Raw genomic sequence first — 23,258 nt, 5'->3', positions numbered from 1 at the left:
AAAAATGAAAGTTCGTGCTTCCGTCAAGAAATTATGTCGTAACTGCAAAATCGTTAAGCGTAACGGTGTCGTTCGTGTGATTTGCAGCGCCGAGCCGAAGCATAAACAGCGTCAAGGCTGATTATCTCGCATATTTTTCTTGCAAAGTTGGGTTGAGCTGGCTAGATTAGCCAGCCAATCTTTTGTATGTAACTGCAACATTATTTGAGTATCCTGAAAACGGGCTTTTCAGAATGGTGTTGCCGTAAAAATAAGTAGGAGTGCATAGTGGCCCGTATAGCAGGCATTAACATTCCTGATCATAAACATACCGTAATCGCCTTAACGTCGATCTTCGGTATCGGCAAAACCCGCTCACAGGCTATCTGTGCTGCGACTGGTATTGCTGAAAATGTTAAGATCAGTGAGCTGTCTGAAGAGCAGATTGAACAGCTGCGTGAAGCTGTCGCCAAATACACTGTTGAAGGTGATCTGCGCCGTGAAGTTACCCTGAGCATCAAGCGTCTGATGGATCTTGGTACATATCGTGGTTTGCGCCATCGTCGTGGTCTGCCAGTTCGCGGTCAGCGTACTAAGACCAACGCACGTACCCGTAAGGGTCCGCGTAAACCGATCAAGAAATAATCGGGGTGATTGAATAATGGCAAAGGCACCTGTTCGTACACGTAAGCGTGTAAGAAAGCAAGTCTCTGACGGCGTGGCTCATATCCATGCTTCTTTCAACAACACCATCGTTACCATTACTGATCGTCAGGGTAATGCTTTGGGTTGGGCAACTGCCGGTGGTTCCGGTTTCCGTGGTTCTCGTAAGTCCACTCCGTTCGCAGCACAGGTTGCCGCTGAACGTTGTGCAGACGCAGTAAAAGAATACGGTATCAAGAACCTGGAAGTTATGGTTAAAGGACCTGGTCCTGGTCGTGAGTCTACTATCCGCGCTCTGAACGCGGCTGGTTTCCGCATCACTAACATTACTGATGTGACTCCGATCCCTCATAACGGTTGTCGTCCGCCGAAAAAGCGCCGCGTATAACGCAGCTTTTAGGTTTGTTGGAGAAAGAAAATGGCAAGATATTTGGGTCCTAAGCTCAAGCTGAGCCGTCGTGAGGGCACAGACCTGTTCCTTAAGTCTGGCGTTCGCGCGATCGATTCAAAATGCAAAATTGAACAACCGCCTGGTCAGCACGGTGCGCGTAAACCGCGTCTGTCTGATTACGGTGTGCAGTTGCGTGAGAAGCAGAAAGTTCGCCGTATCTACGGTGTTCTGGAGCGTCAATTCCGCAACTATTACAAAGAAGCAGCACGTCTGAAAGGCAACACCGGTGAAAACCTGTTGCAACTGCTGGAAGGTCGTCTGGACAACGTCGTTTACCGCATGGGCTTCGGCGCCACGCGTGCAGAAGCACGTCAGCTGGTTAGCCACAAAGCTATCATGGTAAATGGTCGCGTTGTTAACATCGCTTCTTATCAGGTATCTCCGAATGACGTAGTCAGCATCCGCGAGAAAGCGAAAAAGCAGTCTCGTGTTAAGGCCGCTTTGGAGCTGGCTGAGCAGCGTGAAAAGCCGACTTGGCTGGAAGTTGATGCTGCCAAGATGGAAGGCGTGTTCAAGCGTATGCCTGAACGTACCGATCTGTCTGCGGACATTAACGAACACCTGATCGTCGAGCTTTACTCCAAGTAAAGCTTAGTACCAAAGAGAGGACACAATGCAGGGTTCTGTGACAGAGTTTCTAAAACCGCGCCTGGTAGATATCGAGCAAGTCAGTTCGACGCACGCCAAGGTGACCCTTGAGCCTTTAGAGCGTGGCTTTGGCCATACTCTTGGCAACGCACTGCGCCGTATTCTGCTTTCATCTATGCCGGGTTGCGCGGTGACCGAGGTTGAGATTGATGGTGTACTGCATGAGTACAGCACCAAAGAAGGCGTACAGGAAGACATCCTGGAGATCCTGCTCAACCTGAAAGGGCTGGCGGTGAGAGTTCAAGGCAAAGATGAAGTTATTCTTACCCTGAATAAATCTGGCATTGGCCCTGTGACCGCTGCCGACATTACCCATGATGGTGATGTCGAAATCGTCAAGCCGCAGCACGTTATCTGCCACCTGACCGATGAGAACGCGGCTATCAGCATGCGTATCAAAGTTCAGCGCGGTCGTGGTTATGTGCCGGCTTCTGCCCGAATTCATTCGGAAGAAGATGAGCGCCCAATCGGTCGTCTGTTGGCCGACGCCTGCTACAGCCCTGTAGAGCGTATTGCCTACAATGTTGAAGCTGCGCGTGTAGAACAGCGTACTGACTTGGATAAGCTGGTCATCGAAATGGAAACCAATGGCACGATCGATCCTGAAGAGGCGATCCGCCGTGCGGCAACCATTCTGGCTGAACAACTGGAAGCTTTCGTTGACTTACGTGATGTACGTCAGCCGGAAGTGAAAGAAGAGAAACCAGAATTCGATCCGATCTTGCTGCGCCCTGTTGACGATCTGGAATTGACTGTCCGCTCTGCTAACTGCCTCAAGGCAGAAGCTATCCACTACATCGGTGATCTGGTACAGCGTACCGAGGTTGAGTTGCTGAAAACGCCGAACCTGGGTAAAAAATCTCTTACCGAGATTAAAGACGTGCTGGCCTCACGTGGTCTGTCTCTGGGCATGCGCCTGGAAAACTGGCCGCCGGCAAGCATTGCTGACGAGTAACCGGATCACAGGTTAAGGTTTTACTGAGAAGGATAAGGTCATGCGCCATCGTAAGAGTGGTCGTCAACTGAACCGTAACAGCAGCCACCGCCAGGCTATGTTCCGTAACATGGCCGGCTCTTTGGTTCGTCATGAGATCATCAAGACGACCCTGCCAAAAGCGAAAGAGCTGCGTCGCGTTGTTGAGCCGCTGATTACTCTTGCCAAGACCGACAGCGTAGCTAATCGTCGTCTGGCATTCGCCCGTACTCGTGATAACGAGATCGTGGCAAAACTGTTTAACGAGCTGGGCCCGCGTTTCGCGAGCCGTGCCGGTGGTTACACTCGCATTCTGAAGTGTGGCTTCCGCGCAGGCGACAACGCGCCGATGGCATACATCGAGCTGGTTGATCGTGCTGAGTCTCAAGCAGAAGTAGCAACTGCAGAGTAATCTGTAGAAGCGTAAAAAAACCGGGCTTGCCCGGTTTTTTTACGTCTATCTGCAGCCAATTGTGCTTTCCCCTGTCATATGCCTTAAGATCCCCCGCCCTATCCGCTATGCTAGCGACAGAGATTGCATGCTGAGGAATCATACAATGTGGTTACTCGATGAATGGGCCGAACGCCATATTCGTAACGCACAGGATAGTGGTGAGTTTGAGAATTTGCCGGGCCAAGGTAAGCCGCTGGAGCTCGATGACGACAGTGCGGTGCCGGCCGAATTGCGCTCAGGCTTCCGTCTGTTAAAAAATGCCGGCTATCTGCCACCGGAATTGGAGGCGCGTAAAGAAGCGTTGACCATAGCCGCCTTGCTACAGGAAATTAACAGTGAGCACCCTGACTATATCGCTTTAAATAAACGCATGGCGCTGCTGGAATACCGTCTGCAGCAAGCTGGAATGAGTACCGATTTCCTGCACGGTGAATATCATCAGGTGATTAATGGCAAATTAGGGCCGGAGGAGCGCTAATGTTTAAAATTGGTCAGCTTGCCAAGCTTGCAGGAGTAACGTCGGATACCGTGCGTTATTATGAAAAGCAGGGCATGATGGAGCACAATGTGCGGACCGAAGGGGGTTACCGCCTGTATAGCGAGCAGGATTTACAGCGGCTGCGCTTTATTCGCTATGCCAAGCAACTGGGTTTTACCCTGGAAACCATCGCCGAGCTGTTGTCGATCCGCGTCGATCCAGAACATCACACCTGCCAGGAGTCAAAATCCATTGTTGATGCGCGTTTGCAGGAAGTGGAACAAAAACTGCTGGAGCTGACGCGTATGCGCGAATCCTTACGGCGTTTGAGCGATGCCTGCTGCGGCAGTGCGCATACCAGCACCTACTGTTCGATTCTTGAGGCATTAGAACAGGGGGCCAGCGACGGCAGAGATAAAAAAACAGATCATCACTGCTGAGCATCTGTTATTTTTCCCGATTCGGCGCTATTATCTGCCCGATTTATATCCATAGTAATATCAGGAGAAATACCATGACGAAGTACCGTCACACGAAAGGTAAGATACAAGACAACGCTATTGAAGCGTTATTGCACGATCCTTTATTCCGTCAGCGGGTGGAGAAGAACAGCAAAGGGAAAGGCAGCTATCGGCGTAAAGAAAAACATGGCAAAGGGGCAAACTGGGAGGCCAGTGGTAAGCAATCAAACGATTATTTACCACTGGCCTTCTGGTTTTAAGACGTAAAAAAGCCCTCATCAGCGAGGGCTTTTTGATCTATAACAGACGTGAGCTTAGGCTTTTGGCTGATCTTTAGCTAACAGATCGCGAATTTCCGTCAACAGTTTCTCTTCTGCGCTTGGCGCCGGCGGAGCCGCTGGTTTTTCTTCTTGTTTACGGCGCGCTTTGTTCATTAGCTTAATTGCCAGGAAAATAGCGAATGCCACAATCACAAAGTCAAAGACCGTTTGAATAAAGTTACCGTAGTTCATGATGACCGCCGGGATTTCACCCTGCGCTTCACGTAATACCAAGTGGAACTGTTTGAAATCGACACCGCCGATCAGTAAACCCAGCGGTGGCATGATGATATCGGCAACGAATGACGATACGATCTTACCGAACGCCGCACCAATAATGACACCAACAGCCAGGTCAACAACATTGCCACGCATGGCAAACTCGCGGAACTCTTTCAACATACTCATAGAACACCCCTCGCAAAATTAATAACTCAAGTTTAACAAAGCAACTTCCCTTTGCCACAAATCGCAGAGAAAAGTTTGTATCTTGTCTCTTACGTTTCTTAAACGGCTTAAAAAAGCCTACAGGAAGAATGGACTTGGCTGGAATAAACGCTCGACGTCCGGTACAAATTTCTTATCGGTGATAAACATAATGACGTGGTCACCCTGTTCAATTTTACTATTACCGCTGGCGATAATGACATCGTCACCACGCACGATGGCGCCAATGGTGGTTCCCGGCGGCAATTTAATCTCTTCTACGCTGCGACCGACCACCTTGGAGGTGCTTTCATCTCCGTGTGCAATGGCTTCAATAGCCTCCGCAACGCCGCGGCGCAGCGAGGAAACGCTGACGATATCCGCTTTACGCACGTGGCCCAGCAAGGCGGAAATGGTGGCCTGCTGCGGTGAAATGGCAATATCGATCACGCTGCCTTGTACCAGGTCGACATAGGCGCGACGCTGTATCAGCACCATGACCTTTTTGGCCCCCAGACGCTTGGCCAACATAGCGGACATAATATTCGCTTCGTCGTCGTTGGTAATGGCGATAAATACGTCGACCTGATCGACATGCTCTTCTGCCAGCAGTTCTTGGTCTGATGCGTCGCCATAAAAGACGATGGTATCGTGCAGTTGCTCTGCCAATTCCGCCGCCCGCTGTTGGTTACGTTCGATCAGCTTGACGTTGTAATCCTTTTCCAACTTGGCTGCCAGGCCCGCGCCGACGTTGCCGCCGCCGACGATCATAATACGCTTGTAAGGTTTCTCTAGACGCTGTAGCTCACTCATTACCGCACGAATATGCTGCGATGCTGCGACGAAGAACACCTCGTCACCGGCTTCGATAATTGTCGAACCTTGCGGACGGATAGGGCGGTCCTGACGAAAAATAGCGGCGACGCGCGTATCGATATGCGGCATATGCTCGCGCATGGAGGACAGCGCATTGCCCACCAACGGGCCACCGTAATAGGCTTTTACCGCAGCAATGCTGACTTTGCCCTCGGCAAAATTGACCACCTGCAGCGCGCCGGGGTACTCAATCAGCTTGTAGATATAATCGATAACCAGCTGTTCCGGCGAGATCAAATGATCGATCGGTACCGCTTCCGGCAGGAAGAGCTTCTCCGACTCACGGATATATTCCGAAGCGCGGATACGGGCGATGCGGTTCGGCGTATTAAACAGCGAATAGGCGATCTGGCAGGCCACCATATTGGTTTCATCCGAATTGGTGACGGCAACCAGCATGTCTGCGTCTTCCGCGCCGGCTTCACGTAGCACGCGCGGGTAGGAACCGTGTCCCTGCACGACGCGCAGATCGAATTTGTCCTGCAGCTGGCGCAGGCGGTTCGTATCGGTATCCACCACGGTGATATCGTTATTTTCACCGACCAGGTTTTCCGCCAGTGTCCCGCCAACCTGGCCTGCGCCAAGAATAATTATTTTCATCGTGTTCTCTGCTTCACACAGCAAGGCTGAGGGCGTAATGCTACGCCCGGAGAGTTACATTTTAATCAGCTTAGCGTAAAAGAAGCCATCGCCATCTTCAGGGTGAGGAAGGTTTTGCCGTTCGGTGCCGGCCAGCCGGGCGTCGCCATGGCGCAATAGGAAGGCTTGCAACTGTTGGCTATTCTCTTGCGGTAAAATCGAACAGGTGGCATAAACCATTACGCCGCCTGCTTTAAGGTGTGGCCAGATGGCATCGAGAATTTCCGCCTGCAGGCCGGCCAGTTCGGCAATGTCGCTATCGCGGCGCAGCCATTTGATATCCGGATGACGACGAATCACGCCGGTGGCGGAACAAGGCGCGTCCAGCAGAATTCGGTCAAACTGTTTGTCACCGCACCACTGTTGTGGCGTACGGCCATCGCCCTGTTTCACCTCGGCGTGGCAATGTAAACGTTGCAGGTTTTCTTTTACCCGGCTCAGACGTTGCTCATCAATATCCACGGCCATAACATGAGCCTGTGGGGCCGCTTCAAGGATATGGGTGGTTTTGCCGCCGGGAGCGGCGCACAGATCGAGGATCTGCTCGCCGTCTTGCGGATCCAGCAGATCGACGCAGCCTTGTGCGGATGCATCCTGCACCGTGGCCCAGCCGTCGGCGAATCCCGGTAAGTTGTTTACCGCGCACGGCGTGAGTAAGCGCACTGCGTCGGGGTATTCCTCGTGCGCGACGGCATCAATGCCGGCCTGCGTGAGCAGGTGCAGATAGTCATCACGGCTGTGATGGCGGCGGTTAACCCGCAGCCACATGGGTGGCTTTTGATTATTGGCGTCGACGATCTGCTGCCACTGTTCAGGATAAGCCTGTTGGATACGCTTCAGCAGCCAGCTTGGGTGCAGGTAGCGGCTGTCATGATTCGCCGCGCGTTGCATCAACGCTTCCTGTTGGCGCTGGAACTGACGCAGTACGCCATTGACCAATCCTTTAAGCTGCGGGCGCTTTAGCGCGACTGCGCCATTAACCGTTTCCGCCAGGGCGGCATGGGCCGGGATGCGGGTATACAGCAATTGGTACATGCCGACCATCAGCAGATAGTGCAACGTACGCTGCTTGCCCACCATCGGTTTTGCCATCAGTTGTTGGATACACCATTCAAGCTGCGGCAGCACGCGCAGCGTGCCGAAGCACAGTTCCTGCAGCAGGGCGCGGTCCTTATCGGAAATTTTGTTATTCAGTGCCGGCAGTAGGGTGCTGAGCGATTGCCCCTGATCCAACACCTGGCCGATGGTTTGAGCAGCGATGCTGCGGAGGTTGTAGTTATTTTTCATAGGCTAAAGCTGGATGACATCGGCTTGAGGAAAATAAACGGCCCGGCGCTGTCTGCCGGGCTGTGAAGGTGGTTACAGACGGTTACCTGGCGCAAACCATTCGCGGCGTGAATTTAACAAATCTTGAGCCGACATCGGTTTCTTGCCCGCAGGCTGCAGCTGCGTCAGGCATAAAATACCTTCGGCGGTGGCGACCTGGATACCGTGCTTGTCCGCCTGCAGGATAGTACCGGGTTCCGCATCGCTGTTACCAGCCAGCGCCTGGGCTTGCCATACTTTCACCGGCTGTTCATCAACGGTGAAATAGCTGATCGGCCACGGGTTGAAGGCGCGTACGCAGCGCTCCAGCTGCACGGCGGAAAGGCGCCAGTCCAAACGTGCTTCTTCCTTGCTCAGTTTCTCGGCATAGGTCACCAGCGCTTCGTCCTGAACTTCGCATTGCGCCGTACCGTCCGCCAGCTGCTGCAGCGTGGTCAGCAGCCCTTGCGGGCCAAGCTCGGCCAATTTGTCATACAGGCTGGCGCTGGTATCCGTTGCTTCTATCGGACAGGCAATTTTGTGCATCATATCACCGGTATCCAGACCGACATCCATCTGCATGATGGTCACGCCGGTTTCCCGATCGCCCGCCCACAGCGCACGTTGAATTGGAGCGGCGCCACGCCAGCGCGGCAGCAGTGAGCCATGTACGTTGATACAGCCAAGGCGCGGCATATCCAGCACCGCCTTTGGCAGGATCAGGCCATAAGCCACCACGACCATCACGTCTGCATTAAGATCGGCGACCAGATGCTGGTTCTCTTCCGGACGCAGTGATTTGGGCTGAAACACGGGCAGCTGATGCTGCTGCGCCAGCACTTTCACCGGGCTTGGCGTCAGCTTGTTGCCACGGCCAGCCGGTCGATCGGGTTGGGTGAAGACGCCGACGACCTGATGCCCAGAAGACAACAGCGCGTCGAGGTGACGCGCTGCGAAGTCTGGTGTGCCGGCAAAGATAATCCGTAAAGAATCAGACACGATGTTTCCCTGCTTGGTTAGGCGCGCGCTTGCTGTTTGGCCAGCTTATCCAGTTTTTCCACTTTCTGACGGATACGCTGACGCTTCAGCGGCGACAGATAATCGACAAACAGTTTGCCGATCAGGTGGTCCATCTCGTGCTGAATGCAGATGGCCAGCAGATCGTCGGCTTCCAATTCGAATGCTTTGCCGTTGTAATCCAACGCGCGGATTTTCACCTTCTCGGCACGCGGCACCAGAGCGCGTTGCTCAGGGATGGACAGACAACCTTCTTCGATACCGGTTTCACCGCTCTTTTCCAACAGCTCCGGGTTGATCAGCACCAGGCGCTGATCGCGGGTTTCGGAAACGTCAATGACGATAATACGTTGATGGATGTCCACCTGAGTCGCAGCCAGACCAATGCCTTCCTCTGCGTACATGGTTTCAAACATATCATCCACGATGCGCTGGATATCTGCATTGACTTCTTTTACCGGGGCCGCAACTTTGCGCAGCCGCTCGTCTGGGAAATGTAATACCTGCAAGACTGACATATATCTTTAGATCTGTATCCGAGTAATAAAGGGGGTATAGCTTCTATTCTAGACATTTCCAGCTCCGATTGACAGCATCGTCTACCAATTGCACGGATTGGCGATACCGCCAGGAACAGCGAGGGAATGCGCGATGACGCCTGAAGAAATAGGGTTGAGATTATCTTGGGTGAGTGGGCTGGGCGCATCGCTGGCCAGCGAACTGCAGCAGCAGTTGATTGACGCCGGCGGTGAGCCGTCTCACCATTTACGCTCCTTGGGGCTGAACGCCAGGCAACGTCGGCAGTTCAATCAGGCCGATCCGGCGGCGCTGGCTGCGACCTTGGCCTGGCTGGAGGCGCCGGGCCGCCATATGCTGACCTACGGTTCACCGCATTATCCCCCGCATTTACATGCATTAGTCGATGCGCCATTCCTGCTGCTGGTTGAAGGCTGTCTTGAGGCGCTACAACAGCCACAGATCGCCATGGTCGGCAGCCGGAACGCCAGCCATTACGGCGCACGTTGGGGGCATGAATTCGCCGTGGGCTTGGTTCAGCAGGGCTATGCCGTGATCAGCGGACTGGCCCTGGGTGTGGATGGTATTTGCCATCGCGGCGCGTTGGCCGCGCAGGGTACAACGCTGGCGGTGCTGGGCAGCGGGTTGGCGAACATCTACCCGAGCCGCCACCGTAAGTTGGCTGCGCAGATCGTGGCGCAGGGCGGGGCGCTGATCTCCGAATACCTGGTGACGGCAATACCGTTGCCGGCGCATTTCCCTCGCCGGAACCGTATCATCAGCGGCCTGAGCCTGGGGGTGTTGGTGGTAGAAGCGGCGGTACGCAGCGGTTCGTTGATTACCGCACGCCTGGCGTTGGATCAAGGGCGTGACGTTTTTGCCTTGCCCGGCGCATTAGGCAACCCGATGAGCGCTGGCCCACACTGGCTGATCCAGCAAGGTGCCCACTTGGTGACACAGCCGCAGGAGATTGCACAATTGTTGGGAAGCGGGCTGAACTGGCTGCCCATGGATGAAAAAACAACTATTTCTGCATCAGACGTCGAAGTTGAATTGCCATTTGCTGATGTGTTGGCTAACGTAGGAGATGAGGTGACACCTGTTGACGTCGTCGCTGAACGTGCCGGCCAACCTGTGCCAGAGGTGGTAATGCAATTACTCGAACTGGAGTTAGCAGGATGGATCGCAGCTGTACCCGGCGGCTATGTCCGAATAAGGAGGGCAAGCCATGTTCGACGTACTCATGTACTTATTTGAAACTTATATCCACAATGAACCAGAGATGCGCGTCGATCAGGATAAACTGACGAACGATCTCGCTGAGGCGGGATTTCATCGTGAGGATATCTACAACGCTTTGAATTGGCTTGAAAAACTTGCAGATCTGCAAGAAGGTGAAAATGCGCCGTACTTTATGAGTGCCGATCCGCTCGCCATGCGGTTCTACACGGAAGAAGAAAGTATGCGTCTTGACGCCGGTTGCCGTGGTTTTCTCCTTTTCCTTGAACAGATTCAGGTATTGAACCTCGAAACCCGAGAAATGGTTATCGACCGTGTTATGGCTTTGGATAATACGGAATTCGATCTCGAAGATCTGAAATGGGTCGTGCTGATGGTGCTGTTTAATATCCCCGGATATGAAAGCGCCTACCAGCAGATGGAAGAACTGCTGTTTGAAGTCAACGAAGGTTATCTGCACTGAGCCGATGCCACGCGTATGCCCGTTATACTTCAAGCTGCAGGCTTATCGGCTTTCCTTGGTCATATACGCTCCGTATGTGGCCTGGGATTCGCTTGTGGCCGTCTTCCTGCAACGTGAATTATTTAGGGCATAAAAGAAGTTATGACAAAAGCAGCGATTTTTGCCGCCAGGCAAAATGAACCCTGTCCGGAATGCGGGGCTGAACTGGTGATCCGCAGCGGTCGCCACGGTCCTTTCCTTGGCTGTTCCCAATATCCAGACTGCCAGTATATTCGTCCGCTGAAGGCGCAGGCTGATGGACATATCGTGAAGGTACTAGAGGGGCAAGAGTGCCCGAAGTGCCAGGCGACCCTGGTATTACGACAGGGGCGCTACGGCATGTTTATTGGCTGTAGCCACTATCCTGAATGCGATCACACCGAGGTGATCGATAAACCGGACGAAACCTCTATTACCTGTCCACAATGCGGGCAGGGCAAATTGCTGCAGCGTAAATCACGCTATGGCAAAGTTTTTCACTCTTGCGATCGCTATCCAGAATGCCAGTTTGCTCTTAACAACAAGCCTGTCGCCGGGGAATGCGCCTACTGTCATTATCCGCTACTGATGGAAAAACGTACTGCAAAAGGCCCGCTCCTTTGCTGTGCCAGCAAACTGTGTGGGAAGCCCGTCGCAATCACAGAATAACAACACTATGAGCTCAGAATTCACCGCCATTATTAATGCACTGAACAATCAACAGGTCATCGCCTATCCGACCGAGGCCGTGTTTGGCTTAGGTTGCGATCCCGATAGCGAACAGGCGCTGCATAAGCTGTTGGACTTAAAACAGCGCCCGTGGGAAAAGGGACTGATCCTGATTGCCGCCGATTACCAGCAGCTGTTGCCTTATATCGACGACAGTCGGCTTACGCCATCGCAACGCGAAACGATGTTTGCCAGTTGGCCAGGCCCGGTAACGTGGGTTATCCCGGCCAAACCGACTACGCCGCGTCTGCTTACCGGGCGTTTCGACTCACTGGCGGTGCGCGTCAGCGACCATCCGCTGGTGCAGCAGCTATGCCGCGAGTTTGGTAAACCGCTGGTATCAACCAGCGCCAATCTCAGTGGTCAGCCGCCGTGCCGTCAGGCTGCAGAGGTTCTGCTGCAGTTTGGCGAAGGTTTCCCGGTGCTGCCGGGTAACGTGGGGGGACGTCAGAACCCGTCGGAAATCAGAGATGCGTTGACCGGTGAACAGATCCGGCAGGGCTAAGGGGAAGCAATGGAGCCGTTTGCGGTTTTTGGTAATCCCATCGCGCACAGCAAGTCACCACGCATTCATGCCCTGTTTGCGGAACAAACCGGCATAGAGCATCCCTACGGTACCGTTTTAGCGCCGTTGGATGGTTTTGCGGATAGTCTGCAGACATTTATCGATGCAGGCGGCAGAGGTGCGAACGTTACAGTTCCTTTTAAAGAGCAGGCTTACCGGCTGGCTAATGAGTTGACGGAACGCGCGCAGATGGCCGGGGCGGTTAATACGCTTAAGATTCAGTCAGGTGGTCAGCTGCTGGGCGACAATACCGATGGTATCGGCCTGCTGAGCGATCTGGAGCGCCAGCGCTTGATCAAACCCGGCGATCGTATTTTGCTGGTGGGCGCCGGCGGCGCTGCGCGCGGGGCGATTCTGCCACTCCTGTCTTTTGGCTGCTCGGTGGTGATTACCAACCGTACGTTCAGCCGGGCACAAGAACTGGCACAGGCGTTCCGGCATTTGGGCGAGATCGCGGCGTTGTCGTTGGATCAATGCGATCAGGCCGAGTATGAGCTGGTGATCAATGCAACGGCTTCCGGCCTGGGTGGTGAAGTGCCGGCTCTGCCGGTGAAGGTGCTTGGAGCGCAAACCCGTTGCTATGACATGTTTTATCAACGCGGTCTGACGCCTTTCCTCGACTGGACGAGCCAACAAGGCGTCACGCGATATGCCGATGGTTTAGGCATGCTGGTGGGTCAGGCGGCCCATGCGTTTTTGCTATGGCATGGTGTGATGCCGGAGATTGAGCCGGTGCTGCAGCAGCTTCGCCAGGAAGCTGCCCTGTAATCCAGCCCCCGTTCCCGTTAGAGAGCGGGGGTTATTTCAAATATCTTCCGACAGATAGTCGTTTTTCCAGTCAACGTAGTTATTTGACGAGTAACGCAACCCTTCTAATTCAGCGGGCGTCAATGGGCGTACCTGGCGAGCCGGGCTGCCCATATATAAGTAGCCGCTGGCTAAACGCTTGCCAGGCGCGACCAAACTGCCGGCACCGATCATCACGTCATCTTCTATAATGGCGCCATCCAGCAGGATCGAACCCATCCCGACTAATACGCGGTTGCCGATGGCACAGCCATGCAACATCGCCTTATGTCCGACGGTAACGTCTTCGCCGATCAGCAGCGGGTAGCCTTCGGGGTTATGAGCGGATTTATGGGTGACGTGCAGCACACTGCCATCCTGTATATTGCTGCGGGCGCCAATCTTCACCGCATTCACATCACCGCGAATGGCGACCAGCGGCCAGATACTGACATCATCGGCCAGTTCAACATTGCCGATCACCACGCTGGAAGGATCGATCATCACGCGTTGACCGATTTGCGGAGTGTAATGAAGATAAGAACGAACTGCTTCAGACATGGTAAAGCCTCACGCCGGGATCATATTTACCGGCAATACTAGACGCTGGCGATGGAATTACAACCAATCCCACGCGGCGATCCTGCTAAAAACGGCTCCGATCGCATAAGATCCACACGAAAGGGCGGAAAAGTGCGCAAACGATAAGAAAAGATCAAAAAAGGGGTTGTGCAAAAAACTCGGATCCCTATAATGCGCCTCCATCGACACGGCGCAAGTGATTCACTTCACACAGCGACCGAGACGAAAGAGAAAAAATCCTGAAAAAACGGGTTGACTCTGAAAGAGGAAAGCGTAATATACGCCACCTCGAGTTAGCAAGCGAAAGCGCGTAACTCACTGCTCTTTAACAATTTATCAGACAATCTGTGTGGGCACTCACAAGACGATATCCAGCATCTTCGGATGCAAAAAAATATCAAGTCTTGAAGAGTGACTAACTGAAGTAAAATTCATGCAGTAAATCTTTGAGCAACAGCTATTAACTTAGCGAATCAAGCTTTTAATTGAAGAGTTTGATCATGGCTCAGATTGAACGCTGGCGGCAGGCCTAACACATGCAAGTCGAGCGGCAGCGGAAAGTAGCTTGCTACTTTGCCGGCGAGCGGCGGACGGGTGAGTAATGTCTGGGAAACTGCCCGATGGAGGGGGATAACCACTGGAAACGGTGGCTAATACCGCATAACGTCTTCGGACCAAAGTGGGGGACCTTCGGGCCTCACACCATCGGATGTGCCCAGATGGGATTAGCTAGTAGGTGGGGTAATGGCTCACCTAGGCGACGATCCCTAGCTGGTCTGAGAGGATGACCAGCCACACTGGAACTGAGACACGGTCCAGACTCCTACGGGAGGCAGCAGTGGGGAATATTGCACAATGGGCGCAAGCCTGATGCAGCCATGCCGCGTGTGTGAAGAAGGCCTTCGGGTTGTAAAGCACTTTCAGCGAGGAGGAAGGGTAGTGTCTTAATACGGCATTACATTGACGTTACTCGCAGAAGAAGCACCGGCTAACTCCGTGCCAGCAGCCGCGGTAATACGGAGGGTGCAAGCGTTAATCGGAATTACTGGGCGTAAAGCGCACGCAGGCGGTTTGTTAAGTCAGATGTGAAATCCCCGAGCTTAACTTGGGAACTGCATTTGAAACTGGCAGACTAGAGTCTCGTAGAGGGGGGTAGAATTCCAGGTGTAGCGGTGAAATGCGTAGAGATCTGGAGGAATACCGGTGGCGAAGGCGGCCCCCTGGACGAAGACTGACGCTCAGGTGCGAAAGCGTGGGGAGCAAACAGGATTAGATACCCTGGTAGTCCACGCCGTAAACGATGTCGATTTGGAGGTTGTGCCCTTGAGGCGTGGCTTCCGGAGCTAACGCGTTAAATCGACCGCCTGGGGAGTACGGCCGCAAGGTTAAAACTCAAATGAATTGACGGGGGCCCGCACAAGCGGTGGAGCATGTGGTTTAATTCGATGCAACGCGAAGAACCTTACCTACTCTTGACATCCAGAGAACTTTCCAGAGATGGATTGGTGCCTTCGGGAACTCTGAGACAGGTGCTGCATGGCTGTCGTCAGCTCGTGTTGTGAAATGTTGGGTTAAGTCCCGCAACGAGCGCAACCCTTATCCTTTGTTGCCAGCGGTTCGGCCGGGAACTCAAAGGAGACTGCCAGTGATAAACTGGAGGAAGGTGGGGATGACGTCAAGTCATCATGGCCCTTACGAGTAGGGCTACACACGTGCTACAATGGCGTATACAAAGAGAAGCGAACCTGCGAAGGCAAGCGGACCTCATAAAGTACGTCGTAGTCCGGATTGGAGTCTGCAACTCGACTCCATGAAGTCGGAATCGCTAGTAATCGTAGATCAGAATGCTACGGTGAATACGTTCCCGGGCCTTGTACACACCGCCCGTCACACCATGGGAGTGGGTTGCAAAAGAAGTAGGTAGCTTAACCTTCGGGAGGGCGCTTACCACTTTGTGATTCATGACTGGGGTGAAGTCGTAACAAGGTAACCGTAGGGGAACCTGCGGTTGGATCACCTCCTTACCTAAAGATATCCTGACTGTGCAGTGTCCACACAGATTGTCTGATGAAAAGAACGAGCAAAGCGTCTGCGAAGCCGACATATATCGTGTCCCCTTCGTCTAGAGGCCTAGGACACCGCCCTTTCACGGCGGTAACAGGGGTTCGAATCCCCTAGGGGACGCCACTTGCTGATATCGGGTGAAAGACGGTATCAAACGATATCTCAAAACTGGCTTGCGAGTCATGTTTGAGATATTTGCTCTTTAACAATCTGGAACAAGCTGAAAATTGAAACATGGCAGCTGAAACTTGTCCCCCGTAGACGTTTGGGATGAGGAGTAACCTGTCATAGAGTCTCTCAAATGTAGCAACGCGACGATGTCGGAAGACACCTTCGGGTTGTGAGGTTAAGTGACTAAGCGTACACGGTGGATGCCTAGGCAGTCAGAGGCGATGAAGGGCGTGCTAATCTGCGAAAAGCGTCGGTAAGGTGATATGAACCGTTATAACCGACGATACCCGAATGGGGAAACCCAGTGTGTTTCGACACATTATCATGTCATGAATACATAGTGGCATGAGGCGAACCGGGGGAACTGAAACATCTAAGTACCCCGAGGAAAAGAAATCAACCGAGATTCCCCCAGTAGCGGCGAGCGAACGGGGAAGAGCCCAGAACCTGAATCGGCTTGTGTGTCAGTGGAAGCGTCTGGAAAGTCGCACAGTAAAGGGTGATAGTCCCGTACACGAAGATGCACAGGTCGTGAGTTCGATGAGTAGGGCGGGACACGTGTTATCCTGTCTGAATATGGGGGGACCATCCTCCAAGGCTAAATACTCCTGACTGACCGATAGTGAACCAGTACCGTGAGGGAAAGGCGAAAAGAACCCCGGCGAGGGGAGTGAAATAGAACCTGAAACCGTGTACGTACAAGCAGTGGGAGCACCTTCGTGGTGTGACTGCGTACCTTTTGTATAATGGGTCAGCGACTTATATTTTGTAGCAAGGTTAACCGAATAGGGGAGCCGTAGGGAAACCGAGTCTTAACTGGGCGTCTAGTTGCAAGGTATAGACCCGAAACCCGGTGATCTAGCCATGGGCAGGTTGAAGGTTGGGTAACACTAACTGGAGGACCGAACCGACTAATGTTGAAAAATTAGCGGATGACTTGTGGCTGGGGGTGAAAGGCCAATCAAACCGGGAGATAGCTGGTTCTCCCCGAAAGCTATTTAGGTAGCGCCTCGTGAACTCATCTTCGGGGGTAGAGCACTGTTTCGGCTAGGGGGCCATCCCGGCTTACCAAACCGATGCAAACTCCGAATACCGAAGAATGTTATCACGGGAGACACACGGCGGGTGCTAACGTCCGTCGTGAAGAGGGAAACAACCCAGACCGCCAGCTAAGGTCCCAAAGTCATGGTTAAGTGGGAAACGATGTGGGAAGGCACAGACAGCCAGGATGTTGGCTTAGAAGCAGCCATCATTTAAAGAAAGCGTAATAGCTCACTGGTCGAGTCGGCCTGCGCGGAAGATGTAACGGGGCTAAACCATGCACCGAAGCTGCGGCAGCGACACTTAGGTGTTGTTGGGTAGGGGAGCGTTCTGTAAGCCGTTGAAGGTGTGCTGCGAGGCATGCTGGAGGTATCAGAAGTGCGAATGCTGACATAAGTAACGATAATGCGGGTGAAAAACCCGCACGCCGGAAGACCAAGGGTTCCTGTCCAACGTTAATCGGGGCAGGGTGAGTCGACCCCTAAGGCGAGGCTGAAAAGCGTAGTCGATGGGAAACAGGTTAATATTCCTGTACTTGGTGTTACTGCGAAGGGGGGACGGAGAAGGCTAGGCTAGCCGAGCGACGGTTGTCTCGGTTTAAGCGTGTAGGGGGAGTGACCTGGTAAATCCGGTTACTTGTTAACCCTGAGGCGTGATGACGATGCACTACGGTGCAGAAGTAGTTGATGCCAAGCTTCCAGGAAAAGCCTCTAAGCTCCAGGTAACACGAAATCGTACCCCAAACCGACACAGGTGGTCAGGTAGAGAATACCCAGGCGCTTGAGAGAACTCGGGTGAAGGAACTAGGCAAAATGGTGCCGTAACTTCGGGAGAAGGCACGCTGGCGCGTAGGTGAAGTCCCTCGCGGATGGAGCTGAAGCCAGTCGCAGATACCAGCTGGCTGCAACTGTTTAATAAAAACACAGCACTGTGCAAACACGAAAGTGGACGTATACGGTGTGACGCCTGCCCGGTGCCGGAAGGTTAATTGATGGGGTTATGGGTAACCAGAAGCTCTTGATCGAAGCCCCGGTAAACGGCGGCCGTAACTATAACGGTCCTAAGGTAGCGAAATTCCTTGTCGGGTAAGTTCCGACCTGCACGAATGGCGTAATGATGGCCAGGCTGTCTCCACCCGAGACTCAGTGAAATTGAACTCGCTGTGAAGATGCAGTGTACCCGCGGCAAGACGGAAAGACCCCGTGAACCTTTACTATAGCTTGACACTGAACATTGAGCCTTGATGTGTAGGATAGGTGGGAGGCTTTGAAGTGTGGACGCCAGTCTGCATGGAGCCAACCTTGAAATACCACCCTTTAATGTTTGATGTTCTAACTCGGCCCCCTAATCGGGGGTGAGGACAGTGTCTGGTGGGTAGTTTGACTGGGGCGGTCTCCTCCCAAAGAGTAACGGAGGAGCACGAAGGTTAGCTAATCACGGTCGGACATCGTGAGGTTAGTGCAAAGGCATAAGCTAGCTTGACTGCGAGAGTGACGGCTCGAGCAGGTGCGAAAGCAGGTCTTAGTGATCCGGTGGTTCTGAATGGAAGGGCCATCGCTCAACGGATAAAAGGTACTCCGGGGATAACAGGCTGATACCGCCCAAGAGTTCATATCGACGGCGGTGTTTGGCACCTCGATGTCGGCTCATCACATCCTGGGGCTGAAGTAGGTCCCAAGGGTATGGCTGTTCGCCATTTAAAGTGGTACGCGAGCTGGGTTTAGAACGTCGTGAGACAGTTCGGTCCCTATCTGCCGTGGGCGTTGGAAGATTGAGAGGGGTTGCTCCTAGTACGAGAGGACCGGAGTGAACGCACCACTGGTGTTCGGGTTGTCATGCCAATGGCATTGCCCGGTAGCTAAGTGCGGAAAAGATAAGCGCTGAAAGCATCTAAGCGCGAAACTTGCCTCAAGATGAGTCTTCCCTGGGCCTTTAAGGCCCCTGAAGGAACGTTTAAGACTAAGACGTTGATAGGCTGGGTGTGTAAGTGCAGCGATGCATTGAGCTAACCAGTACTAATGAACCGTGAGGCTTAACCTTACAACACCGAAGGTGTTTTAGAGACGTGATTTGATTTTCAGTGAAGTTCCGAGATTGGATTGACTGGCGACGTGGAAGCGTTGCGGGTTGATTAAAACAGAATTTGCCTGGCGGCAATAGCGCGGTGGTCCCACCTGACCCCATGCCGAACTCAGAAGTGAAACGCCGTAGCGCCGATGGTAGTGTGGGGTCTCCCCATGCGAGAGTAGGACACTGCCAGGCATCAAATTTGTGTGCTGATATGGCTCAGTTGGTAGAGCGCACCCTTGGTAAGGGTGAGGTCCCCAGTTCGACTCTGGGTATCAGCACCACTTTATTCAAAGTGGGTTGAGAAGTTCGGCAGAAAAAGAATTTGCTTGGCGGCAATAGCGCGGTGGTCCCACCTGACCCCATGCCGAACTCAGAAGTGAAACGCCGTAGCGCCGATGGTAGTGTGGGGTCTCCCCATGCGAGAGTAGGACACTGCCAAGCATCAAATAAAACAAAAAGCCCTGTGCTGACGCACAGGGCTTTTTGTTTTGCCCATTATTCAAAGTACGTTTCCTGTCAAATCTACCTCTTGGCGTTCCTAAAAGGGTGATGGTTAATTAAAATTAGCCAATCTGCCTATGTTCACAGGAGTGAACCCATGAAAATACGTCCTCTCTTCACTATCTGCATGCTTCTCTCTGCCACGATTTACGTGCCGTCCGCTGCCGCTGAGTCCGGGCTGTTTTGCCACGGCATGCAAGATGAGCAGCCGCAAGATCGTGCGCAACTGGCTGAAATTACTGCCAAGAGTTATTTCTTCGACTACCGCTATCCGGATGACTGGAACGAGAATCCAAAACTGGAAAACGGCCATCTGCAGCAAGGGCGTAGCTATCTGATTGCCGGCGATCGCCTGGTGGTTGGGCCGGAACAGAGAGGTTACCGTTGCAGTTATTACATTAATGGCAAAGGTACCCAAACAGCTAACTGGTTAAAAGCGGATACGCTGCGGGTACTGCCCGATGTCACCCCGGCCGATTGGCGCGGCGTCTGGGTGAGCAGTGACAGCCACCGCCAACTGAAGATAACAAGTCGGCAGGCGGTGTATCAGTTTATTGGAGGCGGCAGCGATCCTGGCCGTATCAGCACGGTGTTCCCGTTTACCATGCCGGTGAATCAACAAGATGCGCAGTTGATTGCGCCGCAGCCGACAGATGCGCCCTGTGAACTGAAGCTGCATCGTTTAGGAGAATACTTAATCATCACTAATGGCGAGAGCTGCGGTCTGATGAACGCCAACCCGGATGGCGTACTGCGTAAACGCTGATTGTTACCGCAGGAACGCGGCCAGAAATGAAACATTTTCACCTTCCGGCTGAATGCTCGACATTGGATTTAAAAAACGCTATCGTCGGGCATCTAGAAGTCTAAACGTATAAACGGATGTGTGAGGATTAAGTAATGCCGATTCGTGTTCCTGATGAGTTACCTGCGGTCTGTTTCTTGCGTAATGAGAATGTCTTCGTGATGACATCCTCACGGGCAAAAACGCAGGAAATCAGGCCGTTAAAGGTGCTGATCCTTAACCTGATGCCAAAAAAAATAGAGACGGAAAATCAGTTCCTGCGTTTACTGTCCAACTCACCGCTGCAGATTGATATTCAACTGCTGCGTATCGACAGCCGTGAATCTAAGAACACGCCGGCCGAACACCTGAATAACTTCTACTGTAACTTTGAAGATATTCAGCATGACAATTACGATGGTCTGATCGTCACCGGTGCCCCGCTGGGATTAGTCGACTTTTGTGATGTTGCCTATTGGCCGCAGATCGAACGCGTTATCGATTGGGCTAAGGAGCACGTAACCTCCACGCTATTTGTCTGCTGGGCGGTGCAGGCGGCGTTGAATATCCTGTATGGCATCCCGAAGATGACGCTTGAAGAGAAGCTGTCAGGGGTTTATCAACACCAGACGCTGCAGCAGCATGCGTTGCTGACCCGCGGCTTTGATGAAACCTTTCTGGCACCGCATTCACGCTATGCGGATTTCCCGACGGAGATAATCCGTCGATATACTGACCTTGATATCCTGGCTGAATCTGAGCAGGCAGGCGCCTACCTGTTTGCCAGCAAGGACAAGCGTTTGGCCTTTGTTACGGGCCACCCGGAGTACGATGCGCTGACGTTAGCGGGAGAGTATTGTCGTGATTACGATGCCGGCCTCAACCCCACCGTACCGCTCAATTACTTCCCCGATGACAACCCAGATTTACCCCCTAAAGCCTCCTGGCGCAGTCATGGACACCTGCTGTTCTCCAATTGGCTGAACTATTACGTCTACCAGATCACACCGTTTGATCTGCGCCACATGAATCCTACTCTCGAATAGTCATTTTCATTTTTTCCTGGCGGCTGAATCGAGGCCGCCGTCATCCCCTCTCTCTTTTTATTTCTCCTTTCTTTCTATACAACGCCCTGTAACTCCTTTATTTACAGTCAGTTATTCTTCCGTTTTTTAATTATTGGAATTACTTTCCTGTAGCTATTGTTTGTTAAATTTCCGTAATTAACTGATAACAAAAGGTTAAAATATAAATTAAATTAAAAATGGAAATGGTTTTTGATTTTTATTATTTGTTGGTTATTCTTAAAGCATGCAGGGTGAGATCTGACCAGTTTACGGTCGTTTTATCCCTCCTGAACCCGCGCAATATTTGATGAGCAGAGCGCCCCGGCTAGCGGCCATGGGCGGGAAAGATGGGAAGGAGCATGACAATGACGCAACAGACAGTAGGGACGGAGTTAACGTTTACTCAGGGATTGAGTGCGGCAGCCCGACTGATACTGACCGATGGTGCGGTCGAGTTTCTGGCCGAACTGGTCAGCAAGTTCACACCGCAGCGTAATGAATTGCTGGCTGCGCGCGTTGACGTACAGGCAGCGATCGATCGCGGTGGGCTGCCTGGTTTTATTTCGGAAACGGCTTCCATTCGTGAAAGTGACTGGAAAATACGCGGTATCCCTGAGGACCTGCGCGATCGCCGCGTGGAGATCACCGGGCCGGTTGAACGCAAGATGGTGATCAATGCGCTGAACGCCAATGTGAAAGTATTTATGGCGGACTTTGAAGACTCGCTGGCGCCCAGCTGGGACAAGGTGATCGACGGCCAAATCAACCTGCGCGATGCGGTGAACGGCACCATCTCCCATACCAACGAAGCCGGTAAAATTTACCAGTTGAAGCCGGATCCGGCGGTATTGATTGCCCGCGTGCGTGGCCTGCACCTGCCGGAAAAACATGTGCAGTGGCGGGGCGAAGCTATTCCGGGCGGCCTGTTCGATTTTGCGTTGTATTTTTTCCATAACTATCGCCAACTGCTGGAAAATGGCAGCGGCCCCTATTTCTATCTGCCGAAAACTCAGTCGTGGCAGGAGGCGGCCTGGTGGGGCGAGGTGTTCAGCTTTACCGAAGATCGTTTCGACCTGCCGCGGGGCACCATCAAAGCGACCCTGCTGATTGAAACGTTGCCGGCGGTGTTCCAGATGGATGAGATCCTGTATCACCTGCGCGACCATATCGTCGGCCTGAACTGCGGCCGCTGGGATTATATTTTCAGCTATATCAAAACGCTGAAGAATCACGCCGATCGCGTATTGCCGGATCGCCAGTCGGTCACCATGGATAAGCCCTTCCTGAGCGCCTACTCCCGCCTACTGATTAAAACCTGTCACCGGCGCGGTGCCTTTGCCATGGGCGGCATGGCGGCGTTTATACCGAGTAAAGATGCGGAAAAAAATGCCTGGGTGCTGGACAAGGTGCGGGCAGACAAACAGTTGGAGGCGGACAACGGCCATGATGGCACCTGGGTGGCGCATCCGGGGCTGGCCGATACCGTGATGGCGGTGTTTGACCAAGTGCTGGGCGAGCGTCGTAACCAGTTGGAGGTGATGCGGGAACAGGATGCGCCGATTACTGCCGAGCAACTGCTGGAGCCATGCGAGGGCGAACGTACCGAAGCCGGTATGCGCGCCAACATCCGGGTGGCGGTGCAGTACATCGAAGCGTGGATTTCGGGCAACGGCTGCGTACCGATCTACGGACTGATGGAAGATGCCGCCACGGCGGAAATCTCACGTACTTCCATCTGGCAGTGGATCCATCATGAAAAATCTCTCAGCGACGGACAACTGGTCACCAAGGCGCTGTTTCGTCAAATGCTGAACGAAGAGATGTTGGTCATTCGTCAGGAAGTGGGAGAAGCGCGCTTTAACGCCGGCCGGTTCGACGAGGCGGCGCGCCTGATGGAACGCATCACCACGCAAGATGAACTGATCGATTTTCTGACCCTGCCGGGTTATGAGCTCTTGGCCTGAACCATTCC

Annotated in this window: 23 protein-coding genes, 2 tRNA genes and 4 rRNA genes; 23 read left to right on the top strand and 6 right to left on the bottom strand. The window is 53.1% G+C overall.

All coding sequences use genetic code 11. The annotated features are described in order from the left end of the window. Positions 1-4 precede the first annotated feature (4 nt). The 9 genes from rpmJ to TAN611_RS21560 all read left to right on the top strand — a co-directional run bounded on the left by rpmJ (position 5) and on the right by TAN611_RS21560 (position 4,367). A complete protein-coding gene (rpmJ, locus tag TAN611_RS21600) occupies positions 5-121 on the top strand; it encodes a 50S ribosomal protein L36 (RefSeq protein ID WP_002227352.1) in 117 nt (38 codons plus the stop codon). A 146-nt stretch (positions 122-267) separates the two neighbouring features. After that, entirely contained in the window at positions 268-624 is a 357-nt protein-coding gene (gene rpsM / locus TAN611_RS21595) for a 30S ribosomal protein S13 (protein ID WP_105232880.1), read from the top strand. A 16-nt stretch (positions 625-640) separates the two neighbouring features. Continuing rightward, complete coding sequence (gene rpsK / locus TAN611_RS21590; RefSeq protein ID WP_004929731.1) at positions 641-1,030, top strand: 30S ribosomal protein S11; 390 nt, start codon at positions 641-643, stop codon at positions 1,028-1,030. A 30-nt stretch (positions 1,031-1,060) separates the two neighbouring features. Continuing rightward, a complete protein-coding gene (rpsD, locus tag TAN611_RS21585) occupies positions 1,061-1,681 on the top strand; it encodes a 30S ribosomal protein S4 (RefSeq protein WP_015962134.1) in 621 nt (206 codons plus the stop codon). Positions 1,682-1,706: 25 nt separating this feature from the next. Further along, positions 1,707-2,696, top strand: coding sequence for a DNA-directed RNA polymerase subunit alpha (gene rpoA / locus TAN611_RS21580; RefSeq protein WP_203066993.1), 990 nt, complete (start codon positions 1,707-1,709; stop codon positions 2,694-2,696). 40 nt (positions 2,697-2,736) lie between these two features. Continuing rightward, positions 2,737-3,126 carry a 50S ribosomal protein L17 gene (rplQ, locus tag TAN611_RS21575; protein ID WP_004929726.1) on the top strand — a complete coding sequence of 130 codons (390 nt, stop codon included), beginning with the start codon at positions 2,737-2,739 and terminating at the stop codon, positions 3,124-3,126. A gap of 145 nt (positions 3,127-3,271) precedes the next feature. Then, positions 3,272-3,646, top strand: coding sequence for a DUF1992 domain-containing protein (locus TAN611_RS21570; RefSeq protein ID WP_111737888.1), 375 nt, complete (start codon positions 3,272-3,274; stop codon positions 3,644-3,646). Next, complete coding sequence (gene zntR / locus TAN611_RS21565) at positions 3,646-4,086, top strand: Zn(2+)-responsive transcriptional regulator (protein ID WP_203066992.1); 441 nt, start codon at positions 3,646-3,648, stop codon at positions 4,084-4,086. The genes TAN611_RS21570 and zntR overlap by 1 nt, the downstream gene beginning before the upstream one ends. Positions 4,087-4,160: 74 nt before the next feature. Then, positions 4,161-4,367, top strand: a complete 207-nt coding sequence (locus tag TAN611_RS21560) for an alternative ribosome-rescue factor A (protein ID WP_111737886.1) — start codon at positions 4,161-4,163, stop codon at positions 4,365-4,367. Between the two features lie 54 nt (positions 4,368-4,421). On the opposite strand, the gene mscL is transcribed toward TAN611_RS21560, so the two are convergent. The 5 genes from mscL to def form a co-directional block, all read right to left on the bottom strand. Then, positions 4,422-4,835, bottom strand: a complete 414-nt coding sequence (gene mscL / locus TAN611_RS21555) for a large-conductance mechanosensitive channel protein MscL (protein WP_105232876.1) — start codon at positions 4,833-4,835, stop codon at positions 4,422-4,424. Between the two features lie 117 nt (positions 4,836-4,952). Beyond that, a complete protein-coding gene (trkA, locus tag TAN611_RS21550; RefSeq protein ID WP_105232875.1) occupies positions 4,953-6,329 on the bottom strand; it encodes a Trk system potassium transporter TrkA in 1,377 nt (458 codons plus the stop codon). Positions 6,330-6,383: 54 nt separating this feature from the next. After that, positions 6,384-7,655: a 16S rRNA (cytosine(967)-C(5))-methyltransferase RsmB gene (rsmB, locus tag TAN611_RS21545; RefSeq protein WP_111737885.1), complete on the bottom strand. Its 1,272-nt coding sequence runs from the start codon at positions 7,653-7,655 to the stop codon at positions 6,384-6,386. A gap of 72 nt (positions 7,656-7,727) precedes the next feature. Further along, on the bottom strand, positions 7,728-8,672 hold the full coding sequence (gene fmt / locus TAN611_RS21540; protein WP_105232873.1) for a methionyl-tRNA formyltransferase: 945 nt from the start codon (positions 8,670-8,672) through the stop codon (positions 7,728-7,730). A gap of 17 nt (positions 8,673-8,689) precedes the next feature. Next, the gene (def, locus tag TAN611_RS21535) at positions 8,690-9,208 is read right to left on the bottom strand and encodes a peptide deformylase (protein ID WP_105232872.1); all 519 of its coding nucleotides are present in this window, start codon (positions 9,206-9,208) and stop codon (positions 8,690-8,692) included. Between the two features lie 133 nt (positions 9,209-9,341). Here def and dprA point away from each other — a divergent pair, with 133 nt between their 5' ends. From dprA to aroE, 5 genes are all read left to right on the top strand, one after another. Next, a complete protein-coding gene (gene dprA, locus TAN611_RS21530; RefSeq protein WP_197950542.1) occupies positions 9,342-10,463 on the top strand; it encodes a DNA-protecting protein DprA in 1,122 nt (373 codons plus the stop codon). After that, on the top strand, positions 10,435-10,908 hold the full coding sequence (gene smg, locus TAN611_RS21525; protein WP_015962123.1) for a DUF494 family protein Smg: 474 nt from the start codon (positions 10,435-10,437) through the stop codon (positions 10,906-10,908). The genes dprA and smg overlap by 29 nt, the downstream gene beginning before the upstream one ends. A 141-nt stretch (positions 10,909-11,049) precedes the next feature. After that, positions 11,050-11,595 carry a type I DNA topoisomerase gene (locus TAN611_RS21520; RefSeq protein ID WP_105232870.1) on the top strand — a complete coding sequence of 182 codons (546 nt, stop codon included), beginning with the start codon at positions 11,050-11,052 and terminating at the stop codon, positions 11,593-11,595. A gap of 7 nt (positions 11,596-11,602) precedes the next feature. Further along, the gene (gene tsaC / locus TAN611_RS21515) at positions 11,603-12,160 is read left to right on the top strand and encodes an L-threonylcarbamoyladenylate synthase type 1 TsaC (RefSeq protein WP_203066991.1); all 558 of its coding nucleotides are present in this window, start codon (positions 11,603-11,605) and stop codon (positions 12,158-12,160) included. A 9-nt stretch (positions 12,161-12,169) separates the two neighbouring features. After that, entirely contained in the window at positions 12,170-12,988 is an 819-nt protein-coding gene (aroE, locus tag TAN611_RS21510; RefSeq protein ID WP_203066990.1) for a shikimate dehydrogenase, read from the top strand. A 36-nt stretch (positions 12,989-13,024) separates the two neighbouring features. On the opposite strand, the gene TAN611_RS21505 is transcribed toward aroE, so the two are convergent. Next, the gene (locus TAN611_RS21505) at positions 13,025-13,567 is read right to left on the bottom strand and encodes a gamma carbonic anhydrase family protein (RefSeq protein ID WP_105232867.1); all 543 of its coding nucleotides are present in this window, start codon (positions 13,565-13,567) and stop codon (positions 13,025-13,027) included. 503 nt (positions 13,568-14,070) lie between these two features. Here TAN611_RS21505 and TAN611_RS21500 point away from each other — a divergent pair. From TAN611_RS21500 to aceB, 9 genes are all read left to right on the top strand, one after another. Further along, a 16S ribosomal RNA gene (locus TAN611_RS21500) occupies positions 14,071-15,612 on the top strand. An 87-nt stretch (positions 15,613-15,699) separates the two neighbouring features. After that, a tRNA-Glu gene (locus TAN611_RS21495) sits at positions 15,700-15,775 on the top strand. Between the two features lie 221 nt (positions 15,776-15,996). Then, a 23S ribosomal RNA gene (locus tag TAN611_RS21490) occupies positions 15,997-18,904 on the top strand. Between the two features lie 106 nt (positions 18,905-19,010). Next, positions 19,011-19,126, top strand: a 5S ribosomal RNA gene (gene rrf, locus TAN611_RS21485). 13 nt (positions 19,127-19,139) lie between these two features. Further along, positions 19,140-19,215, top strand: a tRNA-Thr gene (locus TAN611_RS21480). Between the two features lie 44 nt (positions 19,216-19,259). Beyond that, positions 19,260-19,375, top strand: a 5S ribosomal RNA gene (gene rrf, locus TAN611_RS21475). The 16S, 23S and 5S rRNA genes sit together here with 2 tRNA genes alongside, the layout of an rRNA operon. A 157-nt stretch (positions 19,376-19,532) precedes the next feature. Then, positions 19,533-20,201, top strand: coding sequence for a hypothetical protein (locus TAN611_RS21470; protein ID WP_187043952.1), 669 nt, complete (start codon positions 19,533-19,535; stop codon positions 20,199-20,201). A gap of 134 nt (positions 20,202-20,335) precedes the next feature. Continuing rightward, a complete protein-coding gene (gene metA, locus TAN611_RS21465; RefSeq protein ID WP_105232865.1) occupies positions 20,336-21,265 on the top strand; it encodes a homoserine O-succinyltransferase in 930 nt (309 codons plus the stop codon). Between the two features lie 386 nt (positions 21,266-21,651). After that, positions 21,652-23,250 carry a malate synthase A gene (gene aceB, locus TAN611_RS21460; protein WP_203066989.1) on the top strand — a complete coding sequence of 533 codons (1,599 nt, stop codon included), beginning with the start codon at positions 21,652-21,654 and terminating at the stop codon, positions 23,248-23,250. Positions 23,251-23,258: the final 8 nt, after the last annotated feature.

Source organism: Serratia sp. Tan611, from assembly GCF_905188235.1.
In the GTDB taxonomy this organism is placed as follows: domain Bacteria; phylum Pseudomonadota; class Gammaproteobacteria; order Enterobacterales; family Enterobacteriaceae; genus Serratia_B; species Serratia_B rhizosphaerae.
This window is presented reverse-complemented; position numbering and strand designations above follow the sequence as displayed.

Bases quoted from the DNA above. Each gene is read 5' to 3' on its own strand.
- rpmJ (WP_002227352.1), top strand. From the start codon at position 5: ATGAAAGTTCGTGCTTCCGTCAAGAAATTATGTCGTAACTGCAAAATC.
- rpsK (WP_004929731.1), top strand. From the start codon at position 641: ATGGCAAAGGCACCTGTTCGTACACGTAAGCGTGTAAGAAAGCAAGTC.
- rpsD (WP_015962134.1), top strand. From the start codon at position 1,061: ATGGCAAGATATTTGGGTCCTAAGCTCAAGCTGAGCCGTCGTGAGGGC.
- rpoA (WP_203066993.1), top strand. From the start codon at position 1,707: ATGCAGGGTTCTGTGACAGAGTTTCTAAAACCGCGCCTGGTAGATATC.
- rplQ (WP_004929726.1), top strand. From the start codon at position 2,737: ATGCGCCATCGTAAGAGTGGTCGTCAACTGAACCGTAACAGCAGCCAC.
- TAN611_RS21570 (WP_111737888.1), top strand. From the start codon at position 3,272: ATGTGGTTACTCGATGAATGGGCCGAACGCCATATTCGTAACGCACAG.
- zntR (WP_203066992.1), top strand. From the start codon at position 3,646: ATGTTTAAAATTGGTCAGCTTGCCAAGCTTGCAGGAGTAACGTCGGAT.
- TAN611_RS21560 (WP_111737886.1), top strand. From the start codon at position 4,161: ATGACGAAGTACCGTCACACGAAAGGTAAGATACAAGACAACGCTATT.
- mscL (WP_105232876.1), bottom strand. From the start codon at position 4,835: ATGAGTATGTTGAAAGAGTTCCGCGAGTTTGCCATGCGTGGCAATGTT.
- trkA (WP_105232875.1), bottom strand. From the start codon at position 6,329: ATGAAAATAATTATTCTTGGCGCAGGCCAGGTTGGCGGGACACTGGCG.
- rsmB (WP_111737885.1), bottom strand. From the start codon at position 7,655: ATGAAAAATAACTACAACCTCCGCAGCATCGCTGCTCAAACCATCGGC.
- def (WP_105232872.1), bottom strand. From the start codon at position 9,208: ATGTCAGTCTTGCAGGTATTACATTTCCCAGACGAGCGGCTGCGCAAA.
- dprA (WP_197950542.1), top strand. From the start codon at position 9,342: ATGACGCCTGAAGAAATAGGGTTGAGATTATCTTGGGTGAGTGGGCTG.
- smg (WP_015962123.1), top strand. From the start codon at position 10,435: ATGTTCGACGTACTCATGTACTTATTTGAAACTTATATCCACAATGAA.
- TAN611_RS21520 (WP_105232870.1), top strand. From the start codon at position 11,050: ATGACAAAAGCAGCGATTTTTGCCGCCAGGCAAAATGAACCCTGTCCG.
- tsaC (WP_203066991.1), top strand. From the start codon at position 11,603: ATGAGCTCAGAATTCACCGCCATTATTAATGCACTGAACAATCAACAG.
- aroE (WP_203066990.1), top strand. From the start codon at position 12,170: ATGGAGCCGTTTGCGGTTTTTGGTAATCCCATCGCGCACAGCAAGTCA.
- TAN611_RS21505 (WP_105232867.1), bottom strand. From the start codon at position 13,567: ATGTCTGAAGCAGTTCGTTCTTATCTTCATTACACTCCGCAAATCGGT.
- TAN611_RS21470 (WP_187043952.1), top strand. From the start codon at position 19,533: ATGAAAATACGTCCTCTCTTCACTATCTGCATGCTTCTCTCTGCCACG.
- metA (WP_105232865.1), top strand. From the start codon at position 20,336: ATGCCGATTCGTGTTCCTGATGAGTTACCTGCGGTCTGTTTCTTGCGT.
- aceB (WP_203066989.1), top strand. From the start codon at position 21,652: ATGACGCAACAGACAGTAGGGACGGAGTTAACGTTTACTCAGGGATTG.